At 31.2% G+C, this 21701-nt stretch carries 16 protein-coding genes; all 16 read right to left on the bottom strand.

Annotated features, from left to right (window positions below):
• Nucleotides 1–25: 25 nt before the first annotated feature.
• Entirely contained in the window at nucleotides 26–877 is an 852-nt protein-coding gene (gene accD / locus HMPREF1552_RS08230; protein ID WP_021744700.1) for an acetyl-CoA carboxylase, carboxyltransferase subunit beta, read from the bottom strand.
• Nucleotides 878–984: 107 nt separating this feature from the next.
• Nucleotides 985–1959 carry an RluA family pseudouridine synthase gene (locus tag HMPREF1552_RS08235; protein WP_051311997.1) on the bottom strand — a complete coding sequence of 325 codons (975 nt, stop codon included), beginning with the start codon at nucleotides 1957–1959 and terminating at the stop codon, nucleotides 985–987.
• A gap of 15 nt (nucleotides 1960–1974) precedes the next feature.
• Nucleotides 1975–3075, bottom strand: coding sequence for a rod shape-determining protein RodA (rodA, locus tag HMPREF1552_RS08240; protein ID WP_021744702.1), 1101 nt, complete (start codon nucleotides 3073–3075; stop codon nucleotides 1975–1977).
• 53 nt (nucleotides 3076–3128) lie between these two features.
• On the bottom strand, nucleotides 3129–4349 hold the full coding sequence (locus HMPREF1552_RS08245; protein ID WP_021744703.1) for a pitrilysin family protein: 1221 nt from the start codon (nucleotides 4347–4349) through the stop codon (nucleotides 3129–3131).
• 43 nt (nucleotides 4350–4392) lie between these two features.
• A complete protein-coding gene (locus tag HMPREF1552_RS08250) occupies nucleotides 4393–5469 on the bottom strand; it encodes an LptF/LptG family permease (protein ID WP_021744704.1) in 1077 nt (358 codons plus the stop codon).
• Between the two features lie 13 nt (nucleotides 5470–5482).
• Entirely contained in the window at nucleotides 5483–6580 is a 1098-nt protein-coding gene (locus tag HMPREF1552_RS08255; RefSeq protein ID WP_039901458.1) for an LptF/LptG family permease, read from the bottom strand.
• A gap of 70 nt (nucleotides 6581–6650) precedes the next feature.
• A complete protein-coding gene (locus tag HMPREF1552_RS08260) occupies nucleotides 6651–7232 on the bottom strand; it encodes a CvpA family protein (protein WP_021744706.1) in 582 nt (193 codons plus the stop codon).
• An 11-nt stretch (nucleotides 7233–7243) separates the two neighbouring features.
• Nucleotides 7244–8341, bottom strand: a complete 1098-nt coding sequence (gene alr / locus HMPREF1552_RS08265; protein WP_021744707.1) for an alanine racemase — start codon at nucleotides 8339–8341, stop codon at nucleotides 7244–7246.
• 39 nt (nucleotides 8342–8380) lie between these two features.
• Nucleotides 8381–9352 (bottom strand): protein translocase subunit SecF, encoded by a 972-nt coding sequence (gene secF, locus HMPREF1552_RS08270; RefSeq protein ID WP_021744708.1) that lies wholly within the window; start codon nucleotides 9350–9352, stop codon nucleotides 8381–8383.
• On the bottom strand, nucleotides 9342–10553 hold the full coding sequence (secD, locus tag HMPREF1552_RS08275; RefSeq protein ID WP_021744709.1) for a protein translocase subunit SecD: 1212 nt from the start codon (nucleotides 10551–10553) through the stop codon (nucleotides 9342–9344). Before secD ends, secF begins: the two co-directional genes overlap by 11 nt.
• Nucleotides 10554–10881: 328 nt before the next feature.
• Nucleotides 10882–11298: a Holliday junction resolvase RuvX gene (gene ruvX, locus HMPREF1552_RS08280; protein ID WP_021744710.1), complete on the bottom strand. Its 417-nt coding sequence runs from the start codon at nucleotides 11296–11298 to the stop codon at nucleotides 10882–10884.
• A gap of 97 nt (nucleotides 11299–11395) precedes the next feature.
• Nucleotides 11396–14011, bottom strand: a complete 2616-nt coding sequence (gene alaS, locus HMPREF1552_RS08285; protein ID WP_021744711.1) for an alanine--tRNA ligase — start codon at nucleotides 14009–14011, stop codon at nucleotides 11396–11398.
• Nucleotides 14012–14060: 49 nt separating this feature from the next.
• A complete protein-coding gene (locus HMPREF1552_RS08290; protein WP_039901459.1) occupies nucleotides 14061–14675 on the bottom strand; it encodes a Type 1 glutamine amidotransferase-like domain-containing protein in 615 nt (204 codons plus the stop codon).
• Nucleotides 14676–14689: 14 nt separating this feature from the next.
• Nucleotides 14690–15424, bottom strand: coding sequence for an LPS export ABC transporter ATP-binding protein (gene lptB, locus HMPREF1552_RS08295; RefSeq protein ID WP_026746814.1), 735 nt, complete (start codon nucleotides 15422–15424; stop codon nucleotides 14690–14692).
• Between the two features lie 1001 nt (nucleotides 15425–16425).
• The gene (locus tag HMPREF1552_RS08305) at nucleotides 16426–18774 is read right to left on the bottom strand and encodes an immunoglobulin-like domain-containing protein (protein ID WP_021744715.1); all 2349 of its coding nucleotides are present in this window, start codon (nucleotides 18772–18774) and stop codon (nucleotides 16426–16428) included.
• 24 nt (nucleotides 18775–18798) lie between these two features.
• On the bottom strand, nucleotides 18799–21483 hold the full coding sequence (mutS, locus tag HMPREF1552_RS08310; protein ID WP_021744716.1) for a DNA mismatch repair protein MutS: 2685 nt from the start codon (nucleotides 21481–21483) through the stop codon (nucleotides 18799–18801).
• Nucleotides 21484–21701 lie beyond the last annotated feature (218 nt).

The raw sequence follows: 21701 nt of genomic DNA on the forward strand, positions 1-21701 counted from the left end.
CCTTTCGTTTGAAAAATTTTAAAGTTTACACTAATTTTTCCAATACTCTATAAATCGTTGTTTTTAAGTCTTTTCTTTCTGAAATTATATCAATCATTCCGTGTTCTAGCAAAAATTCTGCCCTTTGAAACCCTTTTGGCAATTTCTGATTTACAGTCTGCTCAATAACTCTAGGTCCTGCGAAAGCGATAAAAGCATTTGGCTCTGTTATGATAACATCTCCAAGCATCGCAAAAGAAGCTGTCACTCCACCTGTAGTCGGATCAACAGGCACAGAAATAAATGGAATTCCTGCTTCATTCAATCTTTTTACTGCCCCTGAAGTCTTTGCCATTTGCATAAGTGACAAGATTCCTTCCTGCATTCTTGCACCACCAGAGCTTGAAACTACTACAACTGGTATTTTTCTTTTAAGCCCTCGTTCCAATGCCCTTGTAATCTTTTCTCCAACAACTGAACCCATGCTTCCACCCATAAAACTGAATTCCATTGCGGCAATACTAACTTCTATCCCATTTATTTTTCCGACTCCACTAATTACACCATCTAACATACGACTTTTCTCACGTGAAGTTTCTAATTTTTCCTCATATCCAGGAAAGTTCAGTACATCTTTTGAATTAAGTGTCATATCTCTTTCCATAAAAGTCTCCTCGTCAATTAGAAGCTCAATTCTTTCAAAAGCTGTAAGCCTAAAATAATTTCCACATTTTGGACATACATTTAAATTATTTTTCAGATCCTCGTTATAAATAATCTCATTACATTGATTACATTTTTTCCACTTATTGTCATCTACAATATCAACTGTCAATTTTGATTTGGATGTAAGTGTTACATATTTATTTTTTGATTTTCTACTTGAAAATAAACCCATTTTCTTCACCTCTCAAGAATTTTATATTTTTAAATTAAAATAACAGGTGTTACAATACCCTATATGATACTATATTTATATTAGATTTTTCTTTGATAAAAATACTTTTAAAAAAATACTTTGTCTATAATCGAAAAATTATAGTTGTCAAAAGAAAGTGAATAACAGCAAAGAAAAAATCTGCTACTTCCATCTTTTATACCATACTTCTTATCACCCACTATAAAAAGACCTTCGTGAGCAAGTTGAGCTCTTATCTGATGTTTTCTTCCAGTAATCAGTTCAATATCTAAAAGTAAAATATTTTTATTATTTTTTTCTAGTAATTTTAATATCTTTTTTGAATTTTCTAATTTATCAAGATTTATCTGCTTAAAATAAGTGATACTTTTTTTAGACTCTCCTAAAATATGCTTTTCAGAGACAATAACTTTATTTTCCATTGTTGTCAAATAATTTTCAATTTTAAAATCTTTCAAATTAAGATTTTTTTCTTTAAACTTAGGATGTTCAGTTACGTTTCTATTATGAACAATTGCAAAATATTTTTTATGAACTTCATTATCTCTAATTTTTTGAGAAATATATCTAAGAAACTTTAAAGTTTTACAACCAATAACAAGACCCGATGTTTCAAAATCCAGTCTATTCGCAAAATTAATATTTTCACTTTTATAAATTTCCTTAAAAACTTCAGCAAGTCCATATTTGTGCCCTGTTCCTTTATGCATCGGAATATTTTCCTTTTTATTCACAATAAAAAAATCGTCATTTTCAAAAATAACCATTTTTTTATATTTTTCTAGATCACTTTCTAAAATTTTTAAATTTTTCTCCTTGGCTATATTCACACTGTTTCCTGTTTTTCCAATATTTCCTGAAGATAAATTTCTAATTATAATTTTATCATTTAGCAAAAGACGATAATTCTCTTTTGATTTTTTTCCATTAATTTTAATATCTCCAGACCTTATCGCTCCAAAAATCCTACTAAGCGACTCTTCCTTAAAATTTTTTCTTAAATATCTGTCAAGCCGCATTCCTTCCATCTCAGAATTTACAATAACTTCCTTTTTCTCCAAGAATTTCCTCATTTCTTAATTATTATGAATTTTTATACTTTCAACTATCCCTATCATTATAAATGAAGCTAGAAACGAGCTTCCACCATAACTCATAAATAACAATGGTTTCCCTGTAACCGGAACAAGTCCAATTGTCATTCCTACGTTTACAATTACGTGCATAAAGATAACGCCCGCTATACCGTATAATATGAGGCGACCAAAATCATCCTGTACGATTCGTGATATCCTCATTATTTCAAAAATTAATGCAAAATATAGAAGCAAAACTAATGAGGAACCTACAAATCCCAGTTCTTCAGACAATACTGAGAAAATAAAATCGGTCTGTGCCTCAGGCAGAAATTCCAGCCTACTTTGGCTTCCTTGCAGAACTCCTTTTCCTAAAAATCCTCCAGCTCCAACTGATATTTTAGACTGTATTACATGCCATCCGCTTCCTTTTCTATCTGTTTCAGGATGTAAAAATGTCTCCACACGTGTTCTCTGATAATCACTTAGTACAAACTTGTAAATTGGATAAACTGATAACATTAGGACTATCCCTATTATCCAAATTGGCTTCATGTTTGCGCCATATAGAAAAATCATAAACAGAAATGCTGAAACTGTTATCAAAGTTGTTCCCAAATCAGGCTGGATAAGGATTAGCAAAATAAGTGGAGTTACTGGCAAAACTGCCCCAATAATGTCATTTAAATTATTAATTCCACTTTTGTACTTGTTTACAATCCAATAAGCAATAATTATAACAATCGCTATCTTTACAAACTCCGACGGCTGCAGTTGAAACGGCCCTAGTGCAATCCAACGCTGTGCTCCAAGAGTCTTTTTCCCTGCAAATCGTACAAGTAAAAGCAAAATAACACATATACCGTAAATATGTCGAATGAAATATTTTACATTTTTATAATCAACTGCTGCTATTAAAAATACTAACACTGTTCCTATCCCAATCCACAGCATATTTTTTACAACCATCCCGCCCTGTCTTGTCGCACTATATACAAATATTGTACTTATCATTACAAGAGCATACACAATCAGTAATATCATTTTATCTATCCGACGGATATTATTTCTCATATCATTCAATCTTTGGTTTTGAAACATTTTATACTCCTAAATTCCTATTTTTATTTTTTAAATTATAAAATTTTTTTACTTTATTTATTAATATTTCCCAAAACTGTTATATTTTCTGCTAAATATTTCGTTTTTGCAAAAGTATTTACATCCTCAATTTTTACGTCATTAACTTCATTTTTCATTTTTTCAGTATCTAAAATTTCATTTTTTCTAATATAATAATTTCCCAAAATTCCCATTCTCGAACGTGGATTTTCCATTGCAAAAGCAATTCTGCTCATATATTTATTTTTTGCCTTCTGAAGTTCATCCTCTGTTACTCCATTTTCACGTAACTTTTTAAACTCTGAAAGCGTTATTTCTATTGCCTTTTCATAATTTTCCAGATTCGTTCCAATATATGTTGATGTCAAGCCTCCTGATAAATAATATTGATTATATGTGTAAACAGAATAGGCAAGTCCATTTTTCTCACGGATTTCCTGAAAAAGTCTGGAACTCATTGAACCACCAATTATATTTGCTAAAATATCTGTATATATTTTATTTTTGCTGTTGTAGTCTTCATTTTGATGAGAAATACAAATATTAACCTGGTTTATGTCCTTTGTGACTATTTTCTTTCCAGCATTAAATGAAAAATCTATTTTGTCACGTCTATTAGTCTTTTTATCGCCTAATTTTGAAAAATATTGATTAATCTTCTGGATAATCTTATTTTTATCAAAATTTCCAGAAACAACAATTAAAATATTATCTTTTGTGTATCTTTCCTTGTAGTATTTTCTGATTTCATCAGCAGTAAAGCCTTTTACACTGGCTTCTGTCCCAATAATAGGCTTTCCATATTGCCCATTTATACTGTCAGCATAATTCATTTCAAATACCAGATCATCTGGCGAATCCTTATACATCTTAATTTCTTCCACAATTACATCTTTTTCTTTTTCCAGTTCCTTTTCATTAATCGTAGAATTTGTAACAATGTCAAACAAAATATCCACAGATTTTCCCAGAAACTGTGTTAAGGCATTTATATAAAAAACTGTTTCTTCTTTAGTCGTATGTGCATTCACATTTGCCCCAAGATAGTCAATTTCTTCAGAAATTTCAAAATAATTTCTAGTTGGAGTCCCTTTAAATATCATATGTTCTAGTACATGAGAGATTCCTTCCTCCGTATCACTTTCATCTCGTGAACCAGTTTTTACAAATACTCCAACTGAGCAGGTAGAAATACTTTCAAGCCTATCAAAAATAACTTCTATTCCACTATTTGTCCTTATCTTTTCTATCATACCATTCCCTTCTTTTTCATTTTATAAAAATCAAAAATATTTATTAATATTCAGAATCCCTAAATAATTTTATTCCAACTATTAAAAATATAATTAACGGAATAAAACAAGCTGCATAAATTGGAACTGCTCCAGATACTGCCATTGAACGTAAAATCGTGCTGACACCATAATAGGCATAACCAATTATTACAGATAATCCTATATTTAGAGCTGCTCCCCCTCTTACATACCTACTTCCTAGTGAAAGTCCAATTAGACACATAACGAATGAAGATAATGCAAAAGATATTCTATAATAAAATTCTATTCTTAAATTTAAGGAATCTGCTCCAACTCTTGTAAAATAAACTACCTTTTCACGTAATTCAGGCATTGTCAAATTTTTTGCCTTGACTGGACTTGCCAGTACATCCTCCATTTTTGCAATAAATTTGAATTTTTTTGTATCAGCAGGTTTCATTAAATTAGTTTTATCATCGTACTCCTTTAAGTCTTTAAAAGTCCATTCATTTGTTTTTGGGTTAATTTTTCCAAAAGGAGAAGTGTATATTTTGCTTATTTCCTTAAAGCCTTTTTCAAATTTCAGTATTTCAATATGCTCCATGGTCCCAGTATTTTTATTTACGTGTTCACTAAAAAGTACTGTTTTTTTATCAATTTTTACAAAAATAAATTTTTTCTCCACCTTGACAGGTTCCTTATTATCAATTTTTAAAGATTTTAAATTTTCTTTTTTAGTATTTGATTTTCCTAAAGCGTCGTAATTTAACCAAAATACGCCCATACTTACAAGAAATGAAAAAATCATTGGAAATAAAGCTATTCTTGCGAAACTGATTCCACTTGTTTTCATTGCTGCGATTTCCAGCTGTTTTGCCATTTTGCTTATACACAGAAGACTTCCAAGCAGAACTCCAAGAGGAGCTGTATTTGTTATTATTTCAGGTGTTCCGTATCTCAGATATCTTATGGCATCATGTCCTTTAAGCTTTCCGTCCATAATCCATCCTGTAAGACTAATACTTTCAGCTAGTAAAAATATTAAGAAAAACATCATCATTCCTAAAATAAAACTTTTTACATAGTTTAGAATTATATATTTATCTAATTTATTCATACTCCTCCTTTCGCTAATTTCCCTTATATTTCTTTATTGAAAAATATATGCACATTATAAATAAAACAAAATTAGGAACCCACATTGCAATGTTTGCAGGTACATTATTTTTTAGCACCATAATCTTTGCATAACTTGCCATTCCTATATAACCAAATATAACAATCAAACTTATTCCAAAACTTATTCCTCTTCCACTTCGTCTATGCCCTACCGAAAGCAGTACTCCCAGCCAGCATAAAAATGTACTTGCAAATGGTCCTATAAGTCTTTGGTAAATTTCTACCTGTGCTTTTAATGCAGTTTCCTTTTCTTCAGGATTTTTTATATTCTGTTTATAAAATTCATTCAATTCTTTTATATCCATCTCTTTACGGCTTTTTTTTACTTCTTTCTTATTTTCCCTAAAAAAAGTAGTGATTGGTATTTCCTGCTCCTGATATAAAGCAGAAACTTGACTATTACCGTCTTTATCAAAAGCGTATCCTTTTACTTTCTTCAATCTTATAATTCCTGGATCAAATTTTGCATTTTCTGCAAGAAATACTATTGGATAAGGATTATTACCTCGTTTATTTATAATCAGAAAGTTTTTAGCTGTAGCTTTTTCATTATTTACTTCATCAATGTAAAATCCAAAGCCTTTTTCCTCATTTGTCAAAAAAACTTTTTCTTCTGACAATGAACTTGGTTTTGAAGCTAGAATTTGTTTTGTCTGTGCATTTATATTTTTTAAGGCACGGGGATTTACATATATTTCAAGTCCTAAACCAATCAATGTCAATATTATTCCAAAAATAAATGCTGGTCGAATTATTCTAAAAAGTCCTATTCCAGAACCTTCCATTGCAACAATTTCATTCGTTTCTGAAAGTCCTCCATAAACAAGCATTACCCCAAGAAATGCTCCCATAGGTATTGTTTGTACAAGAACTCCTGGTATAGCATAAAATAGATAGTCTATTATAGATATAAATGGCAAATCACTTGCAAACAGACGTTCCATAACTTCCATTATCACATTTAACATCATAATAAATGTAAATATGCTAATTCCAAATATTGACGGCAAAAAAAGTGAATTGTAAATATATCTGTCAATTATTTTCATTTTTATCAATTTTCCTTTTTTATTTTTCTTTTTATCTTATAATCATTTTTTTATTTCTGTACCAAGGTGTTTATTCAATATCTTTTGTTTTTTCAAATTTATCTGGTTTTGGATTTTTATAATTATTTAAAACGTCATCTATTACTTCTTTCTCTCTCTGGCTAACAACATATCTTTCCACATCATCTTTTATGAATTTTGGAAAAGAATCTGCAAATTTTAATGCATGTCTTGTCATAAACTGAACAGAAAGGCTTTTGTCCCTTATTTCACGTATTCTTTTGCTTCCTATAGATCCTGTAATTACTGTAATATAAACAATAACTGCAACAAAGAATAACTCCATTATTCCAAATATCATTCCAGAAAATTTATCAAATCTTTTTATTTTTATACTTTTTAAAAATTTTCTATTGGCTATAAGAACGACAGAATAGACAATACATTGGACTAAAACTATAATAACAAAAATTTTTAACTGATTTTGAGGTTTAATTTTCTCTGAATTAAAAAAAAGTTTACAAATATAATTTGTTATAAAAATAATAAAAATATATTTAAACATATTGAAAAATTCCAAAGAGAATCCTCTTCTATATCCAAGAAAAATAAATATTATCAGTAAAACTATAAAGCCAATATCCAGCATCATTTTCCCTACCTCTATTTTTCCACATAAATTCTAGGTACTCTCTGACTTATTCCACATAAAATCTCATACGAAATAGTATTACATAAATCAGCAACCTCTACAACACTTATATTTTCACCAAAAAATTCTACAACATCGCCTTTTTTAGCTTCATTTTTCAATTCTTCAGGAAGTAAAATTATAAGCTGATCCATACAGACACGCCCTACAATCTCACATTTATATCCTTTATAAAAAACATACCCTTTATTTGACAAGTCACGCCTTACTCCGTCAGCATATCCAATAGAAACTGTAGCATAGGTCTTTCCAGCTTTTCCTTTATAAGTATTTCCATAACTTATAAAACTATCTTCCTTTAATGTCTTTATATAGCTGATTTTTGCAAAGAGAGACATTACTGGCTTAAATTTATACGGAGCTGTTTCTTCGTCTGTAACCCCTCCATAAAGTATAATTCCCACTCTCACAAAATCTTCTATGCTATCTTGAAACTTCAAAGTTCCAAAACTGTTGTGCAGATGTCTGTATTTTATTGATGATATTCCACTTGATATTTTTTCACACATTGCTTTAAATTTACTTTCCTGCAATTTTGTATAGTCTTTGTCACTATCCGATGATGAAAAATGCGAGAAAATTCCTATCGGATTAATATGACTGGCATTTTTAAGAATTTCATTCAGTTTTTCAGTCTCACTTTCCTGAAAGCCTACACGCCCCATTCCTGTATCTATCTTTATAAACACATCTGTAGTTTTCCCATTTTCTTTCCCTGTTTTTTCCAAATATTCTATTTCCTCAAAATCTGTCACCATAAAATAAATATTTTTATCTGCAATTAAATCCATGTACTCATTTTCCACGGGCCCCAGTATCAGCACCATAATATCATCATGAAGTTCTTTTATTTTAAGTGCCTCATCACTTGTTGCAACTGCAAAGTTCTTAATTCCCTTTTTTATCAGGGCATCACATATTTCAAGCATCCCATGTCCATAGGCATCCGCCTTTATAACTGCTATTATCTTATCCTTTGCTACAATTTTTTCAATTTCATCAACATTGCTATATAGATTTTTTATATTTATTTCTGCCCAGCATCGCATTTTTCAATTCACCTTCTAAATTTATCATTTTATTTTTAATTATACCAGTACTTTATCTTTTTCATCATATCCATTTACTGTTTTACCAGAACTTTTTATAACATCTTTAGTTTTTGGCTCATTTTTACCTTTTTTCATTATATAAACCAAAGGACTTGCTACAAATACTGATGAATAAGTTCCAACAAGCATTCCTACAAATAGAGTCATACTAAATGTTTTTAATGTATCTCCACCTAAAATCAGAAGTACAATTACTGAAAATAGAGTTGTCAATGAAGTATAAATTGATCTTGTGAACACTTGATTTATTGATTTTTCAATAACTAGATCAAATGGTTCCACAGTTTTATTTTTACCTTTTCTATTTTTCTGAATATTTTCACGAATTCTATCAAATACAACAATCGTATCGTTAATAGAGTATCCTAAAATTGTAAGAATTGCAGCTATAAATGGAGTATCGATTTCATATTTAAGTAGCGCTATAACTCCAAAGGCAATAATAACATCGTGAATAAGCGCTATAACTCCTGCCAGAGCATAAACAAACTCAAATCTTATAGTAACATAAATAATAATCAGGATACTTCCTATTATTAAAGACTGAATTGCATTTGCAGTTAATTCCTTACCAATTACTGCTCCCACAGTTTCATTTTTTACAACTTCATATTTACCAGTTTTTTTACTTAATTCTGACATTATTTTTGTTTTTTGCGTATTATCAAGCTGCTCTGTTCTTATGATAACAGTATTGTCTGTATCTGAAAACTGAACTCTTTTGGCCTTTAATTTAGGAATTTCGCCAATTAAACTGTTTAATGTCTCATTTACTGCATTTTGGTCAATTTTCTTATCATATTTTAACTGAATTAATTCTCCACCTTTAAAATCCACCCCAAGATTTAGCTTTATTACAAACAGCGAAATCAATGAAACTACAACCATTATCGTTGAAATACCTAAATAAAGCTTTCTACGTTGTATAACTTTTAAATTAATCTTCATTTAAAGCTCCTTTCCAGAACAGCTGTTCCCTTTTTATGTTAAATGTCTTTATAAACAGTTTTAAGAATACTTTTGAAACAAATACTCCTGTAATTACAGTAGCAACCACACCAAGTGCCAATGTTACTGCAAATCCTTTAATCGGTCCAGTTCCTAGGAAAAATAGCACAGCAGCTACAAGCATTGTAGTCAGATTTCCGTCAATTATGGCAGGAAAGGCATTTTCATAACCTCTTTCAACCGCATCATGAAGCGATTCTCCAAGCCGTAATTCTTCCTTTATTCTCTCATAAGTAATTACATTTGAATCAACTGCCATACCAAGTGTAAGGATAAATCCTGCAATTCCAGGAAGCGTCAAAGCTGCTCCGATACCGCTAAGCAGTCCTAAAACTAGAACTCCATTTATTAAAAGTGCAATATCTGCAACAATTCCAGGTATTCTATAAATAGCAATCATAAATACTGAAATTACACCTAAGGCAATCAGCCCAGCTATTCCAGTCTGTCTTATCGAATCTACTCCAAGCGTCGCTCCAACCGTTCTATTTTCAACAATTTTAATTTCCACAGGCAGTGCCCCTGATTTTAACAGATTTGCAAGATTGTTTGCTTCTTCCATTGAGAATCTTCCAGTTATAATTCCACTTCCACCGTTAATTTCACTGTTAATTGTAGGTGCTGACTGTTCCTTGTTATCAAGCATTATTGCCAGCTGTTTTCCTATATTTTCCCTTGTAATCTTAGCAAAAGTGTTTGCTCCTTGTGAATTTAATTCAAAACTTACAGAAGGCATCCCAACCTGATCTCTAGAAACCCCTGCTGTCTTTAATGCCGAACCTTCTAATAAAACAGGCCCGTAACCATCCTTATTTTTTATTCTAAACTCAAGTTTCGCTGTTGTACCAATCAATTCAATAGCCTTTTGAGGATCTTTTATCCCCGCAAGCTCCACTATCAATTTGTCATTTCCACTAAGCTGAATAACAGGCTCAGCAACTCCAATACTATTTACCCTTCTTTCAATAATATTTTTAACCTTGCTCATTGTATCAGGCTCAATTTTTCCCTGTGCCTGTAATACAACTGATGTTCCACCACGTAAATCAAGTCCCAGTTTTACTTTATTAAAGTACAAAATAAGAGCTGGAACAAAAATTACCAAAAGTAACCAAACATAATGTGATTTTTTATTCTGCATTTTTTTATCCTTTCTTTTTTTATTTAAATATCTATTCTTATAAATATGTTTAATATATTTTTATTACTTTTTAAGTTTTATTTATTTTTAAGTTTATTTAAGCAAGGACATCAAACGCCATGTCCTTGCATCCCGGCTTTACGCAAAACTTTCTTATAAAAGAAAAATAGAACTCGCTTTTCAATTTCAATTATTTTTAATATAAATAATTAAATATATTTCAAAATTTATTCCAAAAGCTCAAACAGCTATTTTTCTTTTAACGAAATTTTGCTTATTAAAAAATACATCAACTCTTATAGTATTAAAAATTTTATATTTAGACTTTTTAAGACAATGTGTCGAGATATTTCTGCAAAATTATTGACGCTGCAACCATATCTACTACTTTTCTACGTTCTTTTCCATTCTTTTTGGAATAGTTTTTTAGATAATGCTCAGCCTCTGTTGTTGTGTAACGCTCATCCACAAAGATAACCTGAATATTTGGAATACTCTTTTTCAATTCTTCCACAAATTCCTCTACTTTTTCCACCTGACGTTTTTTTGTGCCATCAAGGCTCTTTGGCATTCCCACAACAACTTTTTTTGTGCCTTCATCATCTAGTATTTCCTTTATTCTTTCAACAGGATTTGTCTTTGTTCTGTCAATTACTTCGAGAGCAGTTGCAAGAATTCCCAAAGGATCGCATTTTGCAACTCCAATTCTAACATCTCCCACATCTAATCCAATAAATTTCTTCATTTTTTATTTCTCATTTCTTAAACAATTTACCATTTTATAGACTTAATAATATCTACTTTAGTAAAAATCTAAATCTGTATATCTAAAAGTAAATTTATTATAATTTTTCAGTTACAAATTCAAATGCTTTTTCAACAGCTTCTTTTACAGCATTTCCATCTTTTCCACCAGCCTGTGCAAAGTCAGGACGTCCTCCACCGTTTCCGCCAGCGACTTGTGCTGCAACTTTTACTATTTCTCCAGCCTTCACTTTTGAAATCAGGTCTTTTGTAACTCCAACTACAAAAATTGCCTTTCCATCATTATTTGTTCCTAAAATGATGATTCCAGACTGCATTTTTTCTTTTCCTCTGTCTACAATCTCTTTCAGTTCATCAACATTTTTATCTTCAAATGAAGATTTTAGCACTTTCACACCATTTACTGCTTCAACATTTTCAAGCATTTCATTAATTTCGTATTTTACAAGTTTTGTTTGCATTTCTTCATGCACTTTTACTGCCGCTTTCATATCTCCAATATATTTTTCGATAATATCGACAACATTTTTTTCATCTGTTCTAAAAATATCAGATATTTCCTTTATTTTATCTTCAAGCCTATTTACATAACTTAAACTTTTATATCCAGTTGTAGCTGTAATTCTACGTGTTCCTGAAGCAATTCCATTTTCAGACTCGATATTGAACAATCCGATTTCTCCAGTTGATTTAACGTGTGTTCCTCCACAAAGCTCGATAGAATATCCGTCAATTTCAACGACACGAACTATATCTCCATATTTGTCTGAAAATAATGCCATCGCCCCTCTTGCTTTTGCATCTTCAATATTTTCATAATTTATTTTTACTTGTAAATTTGATAAAATAATGTCATTTACACCTTTTTCAATTTTTTCAATCATTTCTGGACTGATTGCTTCGTAATGTGAAAAGTCAAATCTTAATTTTTCATCATCCACAAGCGATCCAGACTGCTCTACATGTGTTCCTAAATTTTCTCTTAAAACTTTGTGTAAAATATGTGTAGCTGTATGATTTCTCTGAATATCTTTTCTACGGTTTACATCAATTTGCATTTTCACTTCTACGCCTACCGCTGGAGCAATTCCCCTTGTGATTTCAACCTGATGAATAAAGACATCGTGTTTTTTAACCACGTTTACAACTCTTCCTTCAAATTCTCCAGAAGTGATAATTCCTGTATCAGCAACTTGCCCTCCAGATTCAGCATAAAATGGTGTTTTGTCAAAAATCATCTCATATCCTGAAATTCCTTCACTTTTGGCAATATGTAAAAGCTTGCTTTTTTCCTCAAAATTTTGTAAATATCCAGTAAATTCTGTTTTCCCATGTTTTTCAAAAAATTCATCTATAAATTCATCTTTTATCATATCAGAAATTGTTGTTCTGCTGTCTTTTGAACGTTGCACCTGTTCTGCCAGCTTTTTCTCAAATTCTTCTTCTGATGCTTCAAATCCTTGATTTTCCAAGATTAATTTTGTAAGTTCAAATGGGAATCCAAAAGTGTCATACAGTTTGAAAGTCAATTCAGCTGGCAATTCTTTCTGATTTTCCGCTTTTAATTTCTGAATTTCTTCTTCTAGCATTTCAGTTCCATTTTTCAAAGTTGTTGCAAATCTTTCTTCTTCCAGTCTTATAACTTTTTCAATATATTCCTGCTTTTCAGCTAACTCTGGATATGCTTCATTCATTGTTTCAAGAACGTAAGGCACTAATTTATAAAGAAATATATCTTCTTTTTCAAAAACTTTCTGTTTTGCAGAACTTCCAGCTCCAAAAGCACGTCTTATAATTTTTCTTAAAATATATCCACGCCCTTCATTTGACGGCAATACTCCATCTCCAATCAAAAATACTGAGGCTCTAACGTGATCAGCAATAATTTTTACTGCTTCCTCACTTTCATTTCCTTGAATTTCAAGTACAGATTTTATCCCTTTTGTAATATTTGTAAATAAATCAGTATCAAAGTTGTTATCCTTGTTTTGTACAACTGAAGCAATTCTCTCAAGTCCTGCCCCTGTATCAATATTTTTTTCTGGAAGCGGTACAAGTGAACCGTCTTCAAGTCTGTTCCATTCAGTAAATACCAGATTCCAGATTTCTAAAAATCTATCTCCATCATCTCCTGGCTTTCTGTTAGCTTCTTCGTTATTTTTTCCCATATTCTGAGTATCGTAATAAATCTCGCTACAAGGCCCGCAAGATCCCACAGGTCCTGCTGCCCACCAGTTATCCTCTTCTCCAAGCCTAACAATTCTTTCTGCTGGCACTCCAATTTCCTTGTTCCAAATTTCATAAGCCTCATCATCTGTTTTATACACAGATACCCAAAGTCTGTCCTCTTCCAGTTTCAATACTTTCGTTATATACTCCCAAGACCATTCAATAGCTTCCTTTTTAAAATAATCTCCAAACGAGAAATTACCTAACATTTCAAAAAACGTATGATGTCTAGGCGTTCTTCCTACATTTTCCAAGTCATTAGTTCTAATACATTTTTGATAAGTAGTGATTCTTTTAAATGGTGCCTCCTTTTCTCCTAAAAAGAACGGCTTAAACGGTACCATTCCTGCTACAGTCAGCAATAAGCTCTTATCATCCGGTATAAGCGATGCACTTTCAAAATGCTTATGCTCCTTCGATTTAAAAAAATCTACAAAACTTTTTCTTATTTCATTTCCTGTCATTATTTGTTTGAGATTGTCAAAACAATCCCGCTCCTTTCCTATTGTATCTTTATTTTATTATTGTAAAATTATTATTTTCAACCAGTATTGCTTCTTTATTATTAATCAATTTCAAATCCAATTTATCTTTATATAATTCAACCATATTTCTCGAACCTTCCACAAAAGGCTCTTCCTCAAAATGAGGAACTATGTAAAAGTCTACTAAATTTAATCCTGTATAATCATCTAATTCTGTTGCCAAAGTCTTGTCATCCACTATAGAAGCATACTCTATGTCAGGAGCCGTTATTACTGAACCTGCTGATTCTCCAATATAGAGCAGTCCATTTTCTATTCTTCCCTTTAAATAAGATGTTAAATTTTTTCTTTTTAATTCTTGTAATAAATAGAAAGTATTTCCACCAGAAATAAAAACTATCTTCGCTTGCGACAATTTCTCTTTTGCAATTTCTTCTGAAAAAATAGAAATATCAAAATTTTCCACTTCATAACCAAAATCTTCAAATGCCTTTTGAGTAAGATGTATGTATTTTTTATATTCGTCTACGTTAGTTGCTGTTGGAATAAATAGTATTTTTTTACTTTCAGTATTTTTATTCAAAAAATTTTTTACAAGTTCTATACTTTCGTATAAAGACGATGTTAAAATCATATTTTTCAAAAAAATCATCCTCTCTAATCAAGCTTAAAGTTATCCCCAAGATACACTCTTCTAGCTGTTTCATCATTTGCAATCTGCTGTCCTGTTCCTGCAATCAGAATTGTACCTTCTGCCATTATGTAAGCTCTTTCCGTAATCCTCAATGTTTCACGCACGTTATGATCGGTAATCAATATTCCGAGTCCACGTTCCTTTAACTGCATTATTATATTCTGAATATCCTCAACTGCAATCGGATCTACTCCCGCAAAAGGCTCATCAAGCAGTATAAAGTCTGGATTTGTAGAAATAGTTCTAGCGATCTCCACACGTCTACGTTCCCCTCCAGAAAGTGCATATCCCAAGCTTTTTGCTACATGAGATAATTTAAATTCCTCAATTAAATTCTGCATTGTAGCAATTCTTTCTTTCTTTTTGACTCCTCGCATCTCTAAAACTGACACAATATTTTCCTCCACAGTCAAGTTTCTAAAAACAGAGGCCTCCTGTGGCAAATATCCAAGTCCTAATCTAGCTCTCTTATACATAGGCAAAGTTGTAATTTCCTCTCCGTTGTACATTACTCTTCCATGATTTGGCCTTACAATGCCTGTAATCATGTAAAAAGTAGTTGTCTTTCCTGCTCCATTAGGTCCAAGAAGTCCTACAACTTCACCTTTTTCCATCGACAGGCTCACACTTTTTACAACTTCCCTGTTTTTATATATCTTTTTCAAGCTATCGGCTTCTATACTAATTTTTCTAGCCATATTTTCTCCTATTTCATCATTATCATTCAAACAATTTTGCTTTTATAAGTTATTACTTCGCTATATTATAAATCATTTTTACTTTTTTTTCTACTTTTTTTTAAAATTTACAAGCTTTCTAAAATTATTATTTTATCTTTCTATCCAAATACTCTACATTCAAATATATTATACTATGTAAAATTATAAAAAATATAACCATAAAAGTATTAATAAATTCCCCAGCAATTACACCAAAATTAGAAATCAAGAGTAACAAGTTAATACCTAGCTCTTCAAAAAGTGAAACTATTGGAAGTAAAAAAATAAATATTGCTGAAAAAGAAAAAACAAAACAAAGAATACCAGGAAATACCATTTTTAATTTATTTCCTTTAATTAAATGCAAATTATAATCCCAAGATTCTCTTAAATCAAATGGTCTTGCAGAAAATAACGGTATGAAGTAAAATAAGTAAATCCAAAAAATTACTAGCACCACCAAAGACACTATTCCAAAAGCTAAATTAAATTCATCCAAAAACAAAGGGAAAGGCAAATATCGAAATATGTAACTAATTATGTAATATATCAAATATAAAAGGAAAAATTTTGAGGCTGATTTATCTAATCTTGAATAATTTTTCTCTTCTATTTTAAAAATTATTTTTTGATAAAACAGAAAAAATGCCAAATAATAACAAAATTTAAAAATTTGAAGTATATTTGTAAATGATGAAATTCCAGTACTCACACTGATAAATCCTATAGTAATTTTGACACAAGATATAAAAAAGAAAAAAAGTATCCACCACACATCATTCTTGTCAAATATAAATTTCCCTAATACAAAAGAAGTATATCTTATTTGTTGAAAAATATTTAAATTCTTTTCTGTTAATTTCTCCTGTAATTCTTTCATATCCATAATTTTTTAATTCCTCTCTTTTTCAGTTTTGTTCAATAAAATTTTAATATATCTAAAGAAAAGTGAGTATTCTCTACCCACTTTTTTCATATTATTAAAATTGTTTTTGATAAGATGCACCGCCATACCTTAATGTTGCCACATTTCTATCTCCATTTTTACTCCAAGAAATCGGTACATCTATTGTTCCTTTATTTACGTTTACTCTTACTGATGAAGGTAAATTTTCGCCATCTTCTGGAACATAAATATTTTTTGCAGCTCTAACGAGCATTTCGTGAGCTGATTCTGTTGGAACACTTACATTAAATGTTCTTTCTGCTGTATCTACACCAGCTTTAGCTATCGCAGTTAAAGTTACTCCTCTGCTTCCTCCTCCATAAAATTGTTTGTTAACTCTTCCAGACACTGAAAATAGGCTTGAGTTTGAGGAACGCCATCTTATTGTAACTGGGACTCCATTTGAGGCAGTCATTGATTTTGGCAAGTTAATTCCACTCCTTGTGCTTACTTCCCCTTCAGGAATTGACAATTTGCCTATTACTTCTTGAGTTGCTGCGGCATTTTTAGGATCTGACCTTCCTTGCTCTTCATTATCCTGAATTTCATATTGCATCTGAATGTTACCTTCATTTTCAAGAATCTTTCTATCTATATCATAAATTGCATTTTTCGATGAAATTTGTGTTTTACCTTGATAAGTTACAACATTTCCGTTTAATTTTATTCTCTTATCTTTTAAATAAATCGTAGCTTTATCAGCACTTGTATTAATTGCTCTAAATTGTGGTAATGTACTTATAATTTTTACGTTATTTCTAGCATATCCTTCCTGCTTATTCATATCCATATACAAGTAGTTTGCAGTCATTTTAGTATTATTCTTAAAATCAACCATAACCTTATCTCTCGCAAGAATAAGGTTTCTTCCAGAATCCATTTCATTATATTGTGAATCAAGAGTAATGTCCTTATAAGTCATGTGAACGTTTTCTTTAATTTCACTACGTGTAATACTCATATTGCTTCCATTTTTGTGAGAAACAAAATAAACTTTGGCAGTATTTCCTATGAAGTTTACTGCTTCTGATTCTACAAGTGGTCTTGGATCATTTACAAGATCTTTTACATTTCCACGAATTTTACCTTTAACATGTCCATCAAACCTAAATTCCTTTTTCTCAAAGCTTCCACGTCCTGTATCAGATGTAATTCTATCTCCCTGAACACTTGTCATTTCCATTTTATTTGCAAAAATATCTTTTGAAATGGTATTCATTGTTCCAGTTGCACCGTGCACATTAAAGTTTTGTTTTCTCACATTAAACGGTCCTTTCATTGTGGCATCTCCAGTTGGGAAAACATACACAAGTCCAGTTCCATACATTTTATAATCATCATAATTTGCAGTATAGTAATCATTCGTTGTAAGCGTTTCTGTCTTTAAGTCATAAACTCCGCTTCTATACGTTCCCGTTGTTTTTCTTGGTAAATAGTTATAAGTTCCGTTTCCATCCCCATTTAATATTTTGGCAACTTCATCATAAAATACATGATCTCCTGTTACTATTAGAGTTGGACTTGTATATTTCACATGTCCTCTTCCATCAACCTGCTTTTTCTTTATAAAATATGAAGCAATATCTGCTGAAATCACACTATTTTTACCAGTATAGACGATATTTCCTTGTCCATCTACACGCTCATCTTTCATATAATAATCAACTTTATTTCCAGTCAGCTTATTTTCAGGATCTGTATAAATTACATTTCCTTCTGCGTTTCCAATTTTATTTATATCATCATAACGCATTGTATTGGCACGTAATTCCCTCTTTGTCTGCTCTTCCTTATAAACTACATGACCTTCTGCTAATGATACTTTTGTCGGGTCATGATACGTAATCTTATCTGCTGTTAATGTCTTTTTATCTTTCTTATTGTTATAACTAGCATGCCCTTTTGCTACGATTGTTTCAAATTTTGTCGTTGTTTCAACCCTGTCCGCTTCAGAAACCGTGTCGTCAACAGTATTTATTAACTTTGTCCTTACTGGTGAAACTAATGTATCTCCTTGTTTCTTATATTCCACACGTTCTGTATAAATTTCCCATTTTTTGTCCTTCGTTGTTCCAACAACTTTTTTCATTAATGTAACATCAGATGTCTTAGTATTGACTTCTCCCTCTTTTCCAGAAATTAACATTTTTTTCTTTATCAGATCTACAATTACATTTTTAAATCTGATAACCTCATCTCCTTCAGATCCAATCTGTTCATCCGCATAAATAATTGCATCATCTTTTAACCTATACATAACTTTTTTGGCTTTCATATCTTTTTGCATCTGTTCAAGCGGTGTTGGAATTTTTTTAAAAAATACTGCATATATAAAATATATCAGTATTAATATAAGTCCTCCATAACCTAGTTTTTTCCACATTATTTTTCTCCTATTTTACCAATTTTAATTCTCTCTTTTGATTTCTTGCTTTAGTTCAAACAAAAATTTCATTGCATCCATTGGTGTGATATTATTTATGTCATAATTTTCTATTTTATTCATAATTTCTAACAAACTTTCCTTTTCTTCTTCAACCTGTACTAATTTCTCCACATAAAACTGATTATTTTCAATATTTTCAAAATCATTTACACTTTCAATTTCAAATTCTTCAAAATCATTTTCAAACTCTGAATTTCCTCCAAAAAGTGATAGCTGGTGAACATCTACGGTTCTTTCTATCAATTCCTTTTTCTGCTCCAGCCGTTTCAATATTTTCTTGCTTTCAATCAATATTTCCTTTGGAAGCCCAGCCAATTTCGCCACTTCAATACCATAGGACTTGTCTGCTCCGCCTTTTACAATATTTCGCAAAAACATTACTTTTCCCTGCTTTTCATCCACTTCTATCCGATAATTTACAATGTGTGCAAATTTATTTTCTAAATCAGTCAGTTCGTGATAATGTGTTGCAAAAACTGTCTTGGCACCAATTTTATCATGAATATACATTGAAATGGAAGTCGCAATGGAAACACCGTCGGTTGTGGAAGTTCCACGTCCAACTTCATCAAGTATTATCAGGCTTTTTTCAGTCGCATTGTTTAGAATGTTGGAGACTTCACTCATTTCCACCATAAATGTACTTTGCCCAGTCAAAATATCATCAGAAGCCCCAATCCGTGTCAAATATTTGTCTATAATTGATAAATTTGCTTTTTTAGCAGGGACAAAAGAACCAATCTGAGCCATTATGGAAATTAATGCGATTTGCTTCATATACGTTGATTTTCCCGACATATTAGGTCCTGTTAGCACAACAAAACTTTCCTTTTCAGTAAAAACTGTATCATTTGAAACATAATCCGTCCTTCCAATCAGCTTTTCTACAACTGGATGCCTTCCACCCTCAATTTCAAATGAATATTCCTCATTCATTTCAGGTTTTGCGTAATCATTTTCAATGGCACTTACAGCAAAAGATACCATTACATCAATGTATGCCAGCCTTTCTGCAAGTTCTGACAAAATTTTCCGATGTTCCTTGAGTTTTCCGCTAATTTCCTTGAACAAATGATATTCCAAATCTTCGATTTTTGCCTTGGAATTTATTATTGTGTCCTCATATTTTTTCAGTTCAGGCGTGATGTATCTCTCTGAATTTGAAAGAGTCTGTTTTCTTATGTAATGTTCTGGCACCATATCCAGATTTGCTTTTGTAATTTCAATAAAATAACCAAAAACCTTGTTAAATTTTATTTTCATATTTCGAATTCCAGTTGCTTCCCTTTCGCGCTGTTCAATATCCAGCAAAAAGTCTTTCCCAGAATTCATAATATTCCTTATTTCATCCAGTTCCTCATTATATCCAGATTTTATAATTCCGCCTTCACGTACTGAAAACGGCGCATCTTCATTTATACTGTCGTCAATTATTTTATAACACTCAAACAAAATATTTGCATCAATATCCTTAAAAAAACCAGTATTTCCCAAAATTTTCATTATTTCAACAGCCGATTTTATCGTTTTTTTCAATGCTGTCAAATCTTTTCCATTTTCGCTTCCAAAGATTATTTTCCCCAAAAGCCGCTCTAAATCGTAAATATCCTCAAGTTTTTCCCTCAAATCCTCACGAATCAAGATATTATCGATAAAATACTGTACATCTTCCTGTCTTTTTCTTATTTTATCAACATTTAAAAGTGGATTATTTATAAATCTTTTTAAAAGTCGTGTTCCCATTGAAGTTTTACACTCGTCCAGCACCCACAGAAGCGAGCCATAAACAGTTTTTTCTCTCTGATTTTTTAAAAGTTCCAGATTTCTGCTTGTAATCGCATTTATTTCAGCGTAATTGGAAATATTCACAAACTCAATCTTTTCTACAGTCAGCTCATGTTCAACCTGCATAGTAGCCGCATAATCAAGTGCCATGGCTGCAGCTCCAATTATCGCCTTTTTATCCTTAATCCCATAACTTTCCAGCGACACAATCTCAAAATAATCCATAAGATACTTTGCACTGTCCCGAACTTTACTCACAAAAGTTACAACTGAATCATTCTTTTGTAAAAAATCATCTAACTTTTCCTTTATTTCTCCATAAAAATCCTCTGTAACAAGCACTTCCTTAGGCTCAATCTTATTAATCTCATTAAATAATTTTACAAAATCATCATCCTTTTCAACTTCCGTTACCTTAAATTCTCCAGTCGTTATATCAATATACCCAATTCCAAATTTATTCTCAATTTTCAAAATACTCATCAAGTAATTATTGCTCTTGGCATCAAGCGCCTCCACATCCACAACTGTCCCAGGCGTTATAATCTTCACAACTTCTCGTTTTACAATTCCCTTTGCCATCTTCGGATCTTCTGTCTGCTCACAAATCGCAACTTTATACCCTTTTGAAACAAGTTTTGTTATATATGAATCTGCCGAATGAAATGGAACTCCCGCAAGCGGTATATCCACATTCTTCTCCTTATTTCTCGAAGTAAGTGTAAGTCCAAGCTCTCTTGACGCTTTCACCGCATCCTCAAAAAACATTTCATAAAAATCACCCAATCTAAAAAACAATATAGAGTCCTCAAAATTTGATTTTATCTCCTTATATTGCTTCATAAGCGGTGTATCTGCCATCGTTATTTTACCTCTGTTCTCTTTATTTTTTTATCTTTAAATTTTATCATAGTTTATTTTCTTTTTCAATTTTTTAAAAAATTAATAAAAATTATCCCCTGCTTATTTCTTATTAAAATTATATAAAATAAATTTTTGTTAATAAACATTTTTTCTATATTTCATATTTTTTTTCTTTTTGTATACGTAAAGGGGATCAATCGCCATCCCCTTTACAA

The organism is Leptotrichia sp. oral taxon 879 str. F0557 (assembly GCF_000469385.1).
Taxonomy (GTDB): domain Bacteria; phylum Fusobacteriota; class Fusobacteriia; order Fusobacteriales; family Leptotrichiaceae; genus Leptotrichia; species Leptotrichia mesophila.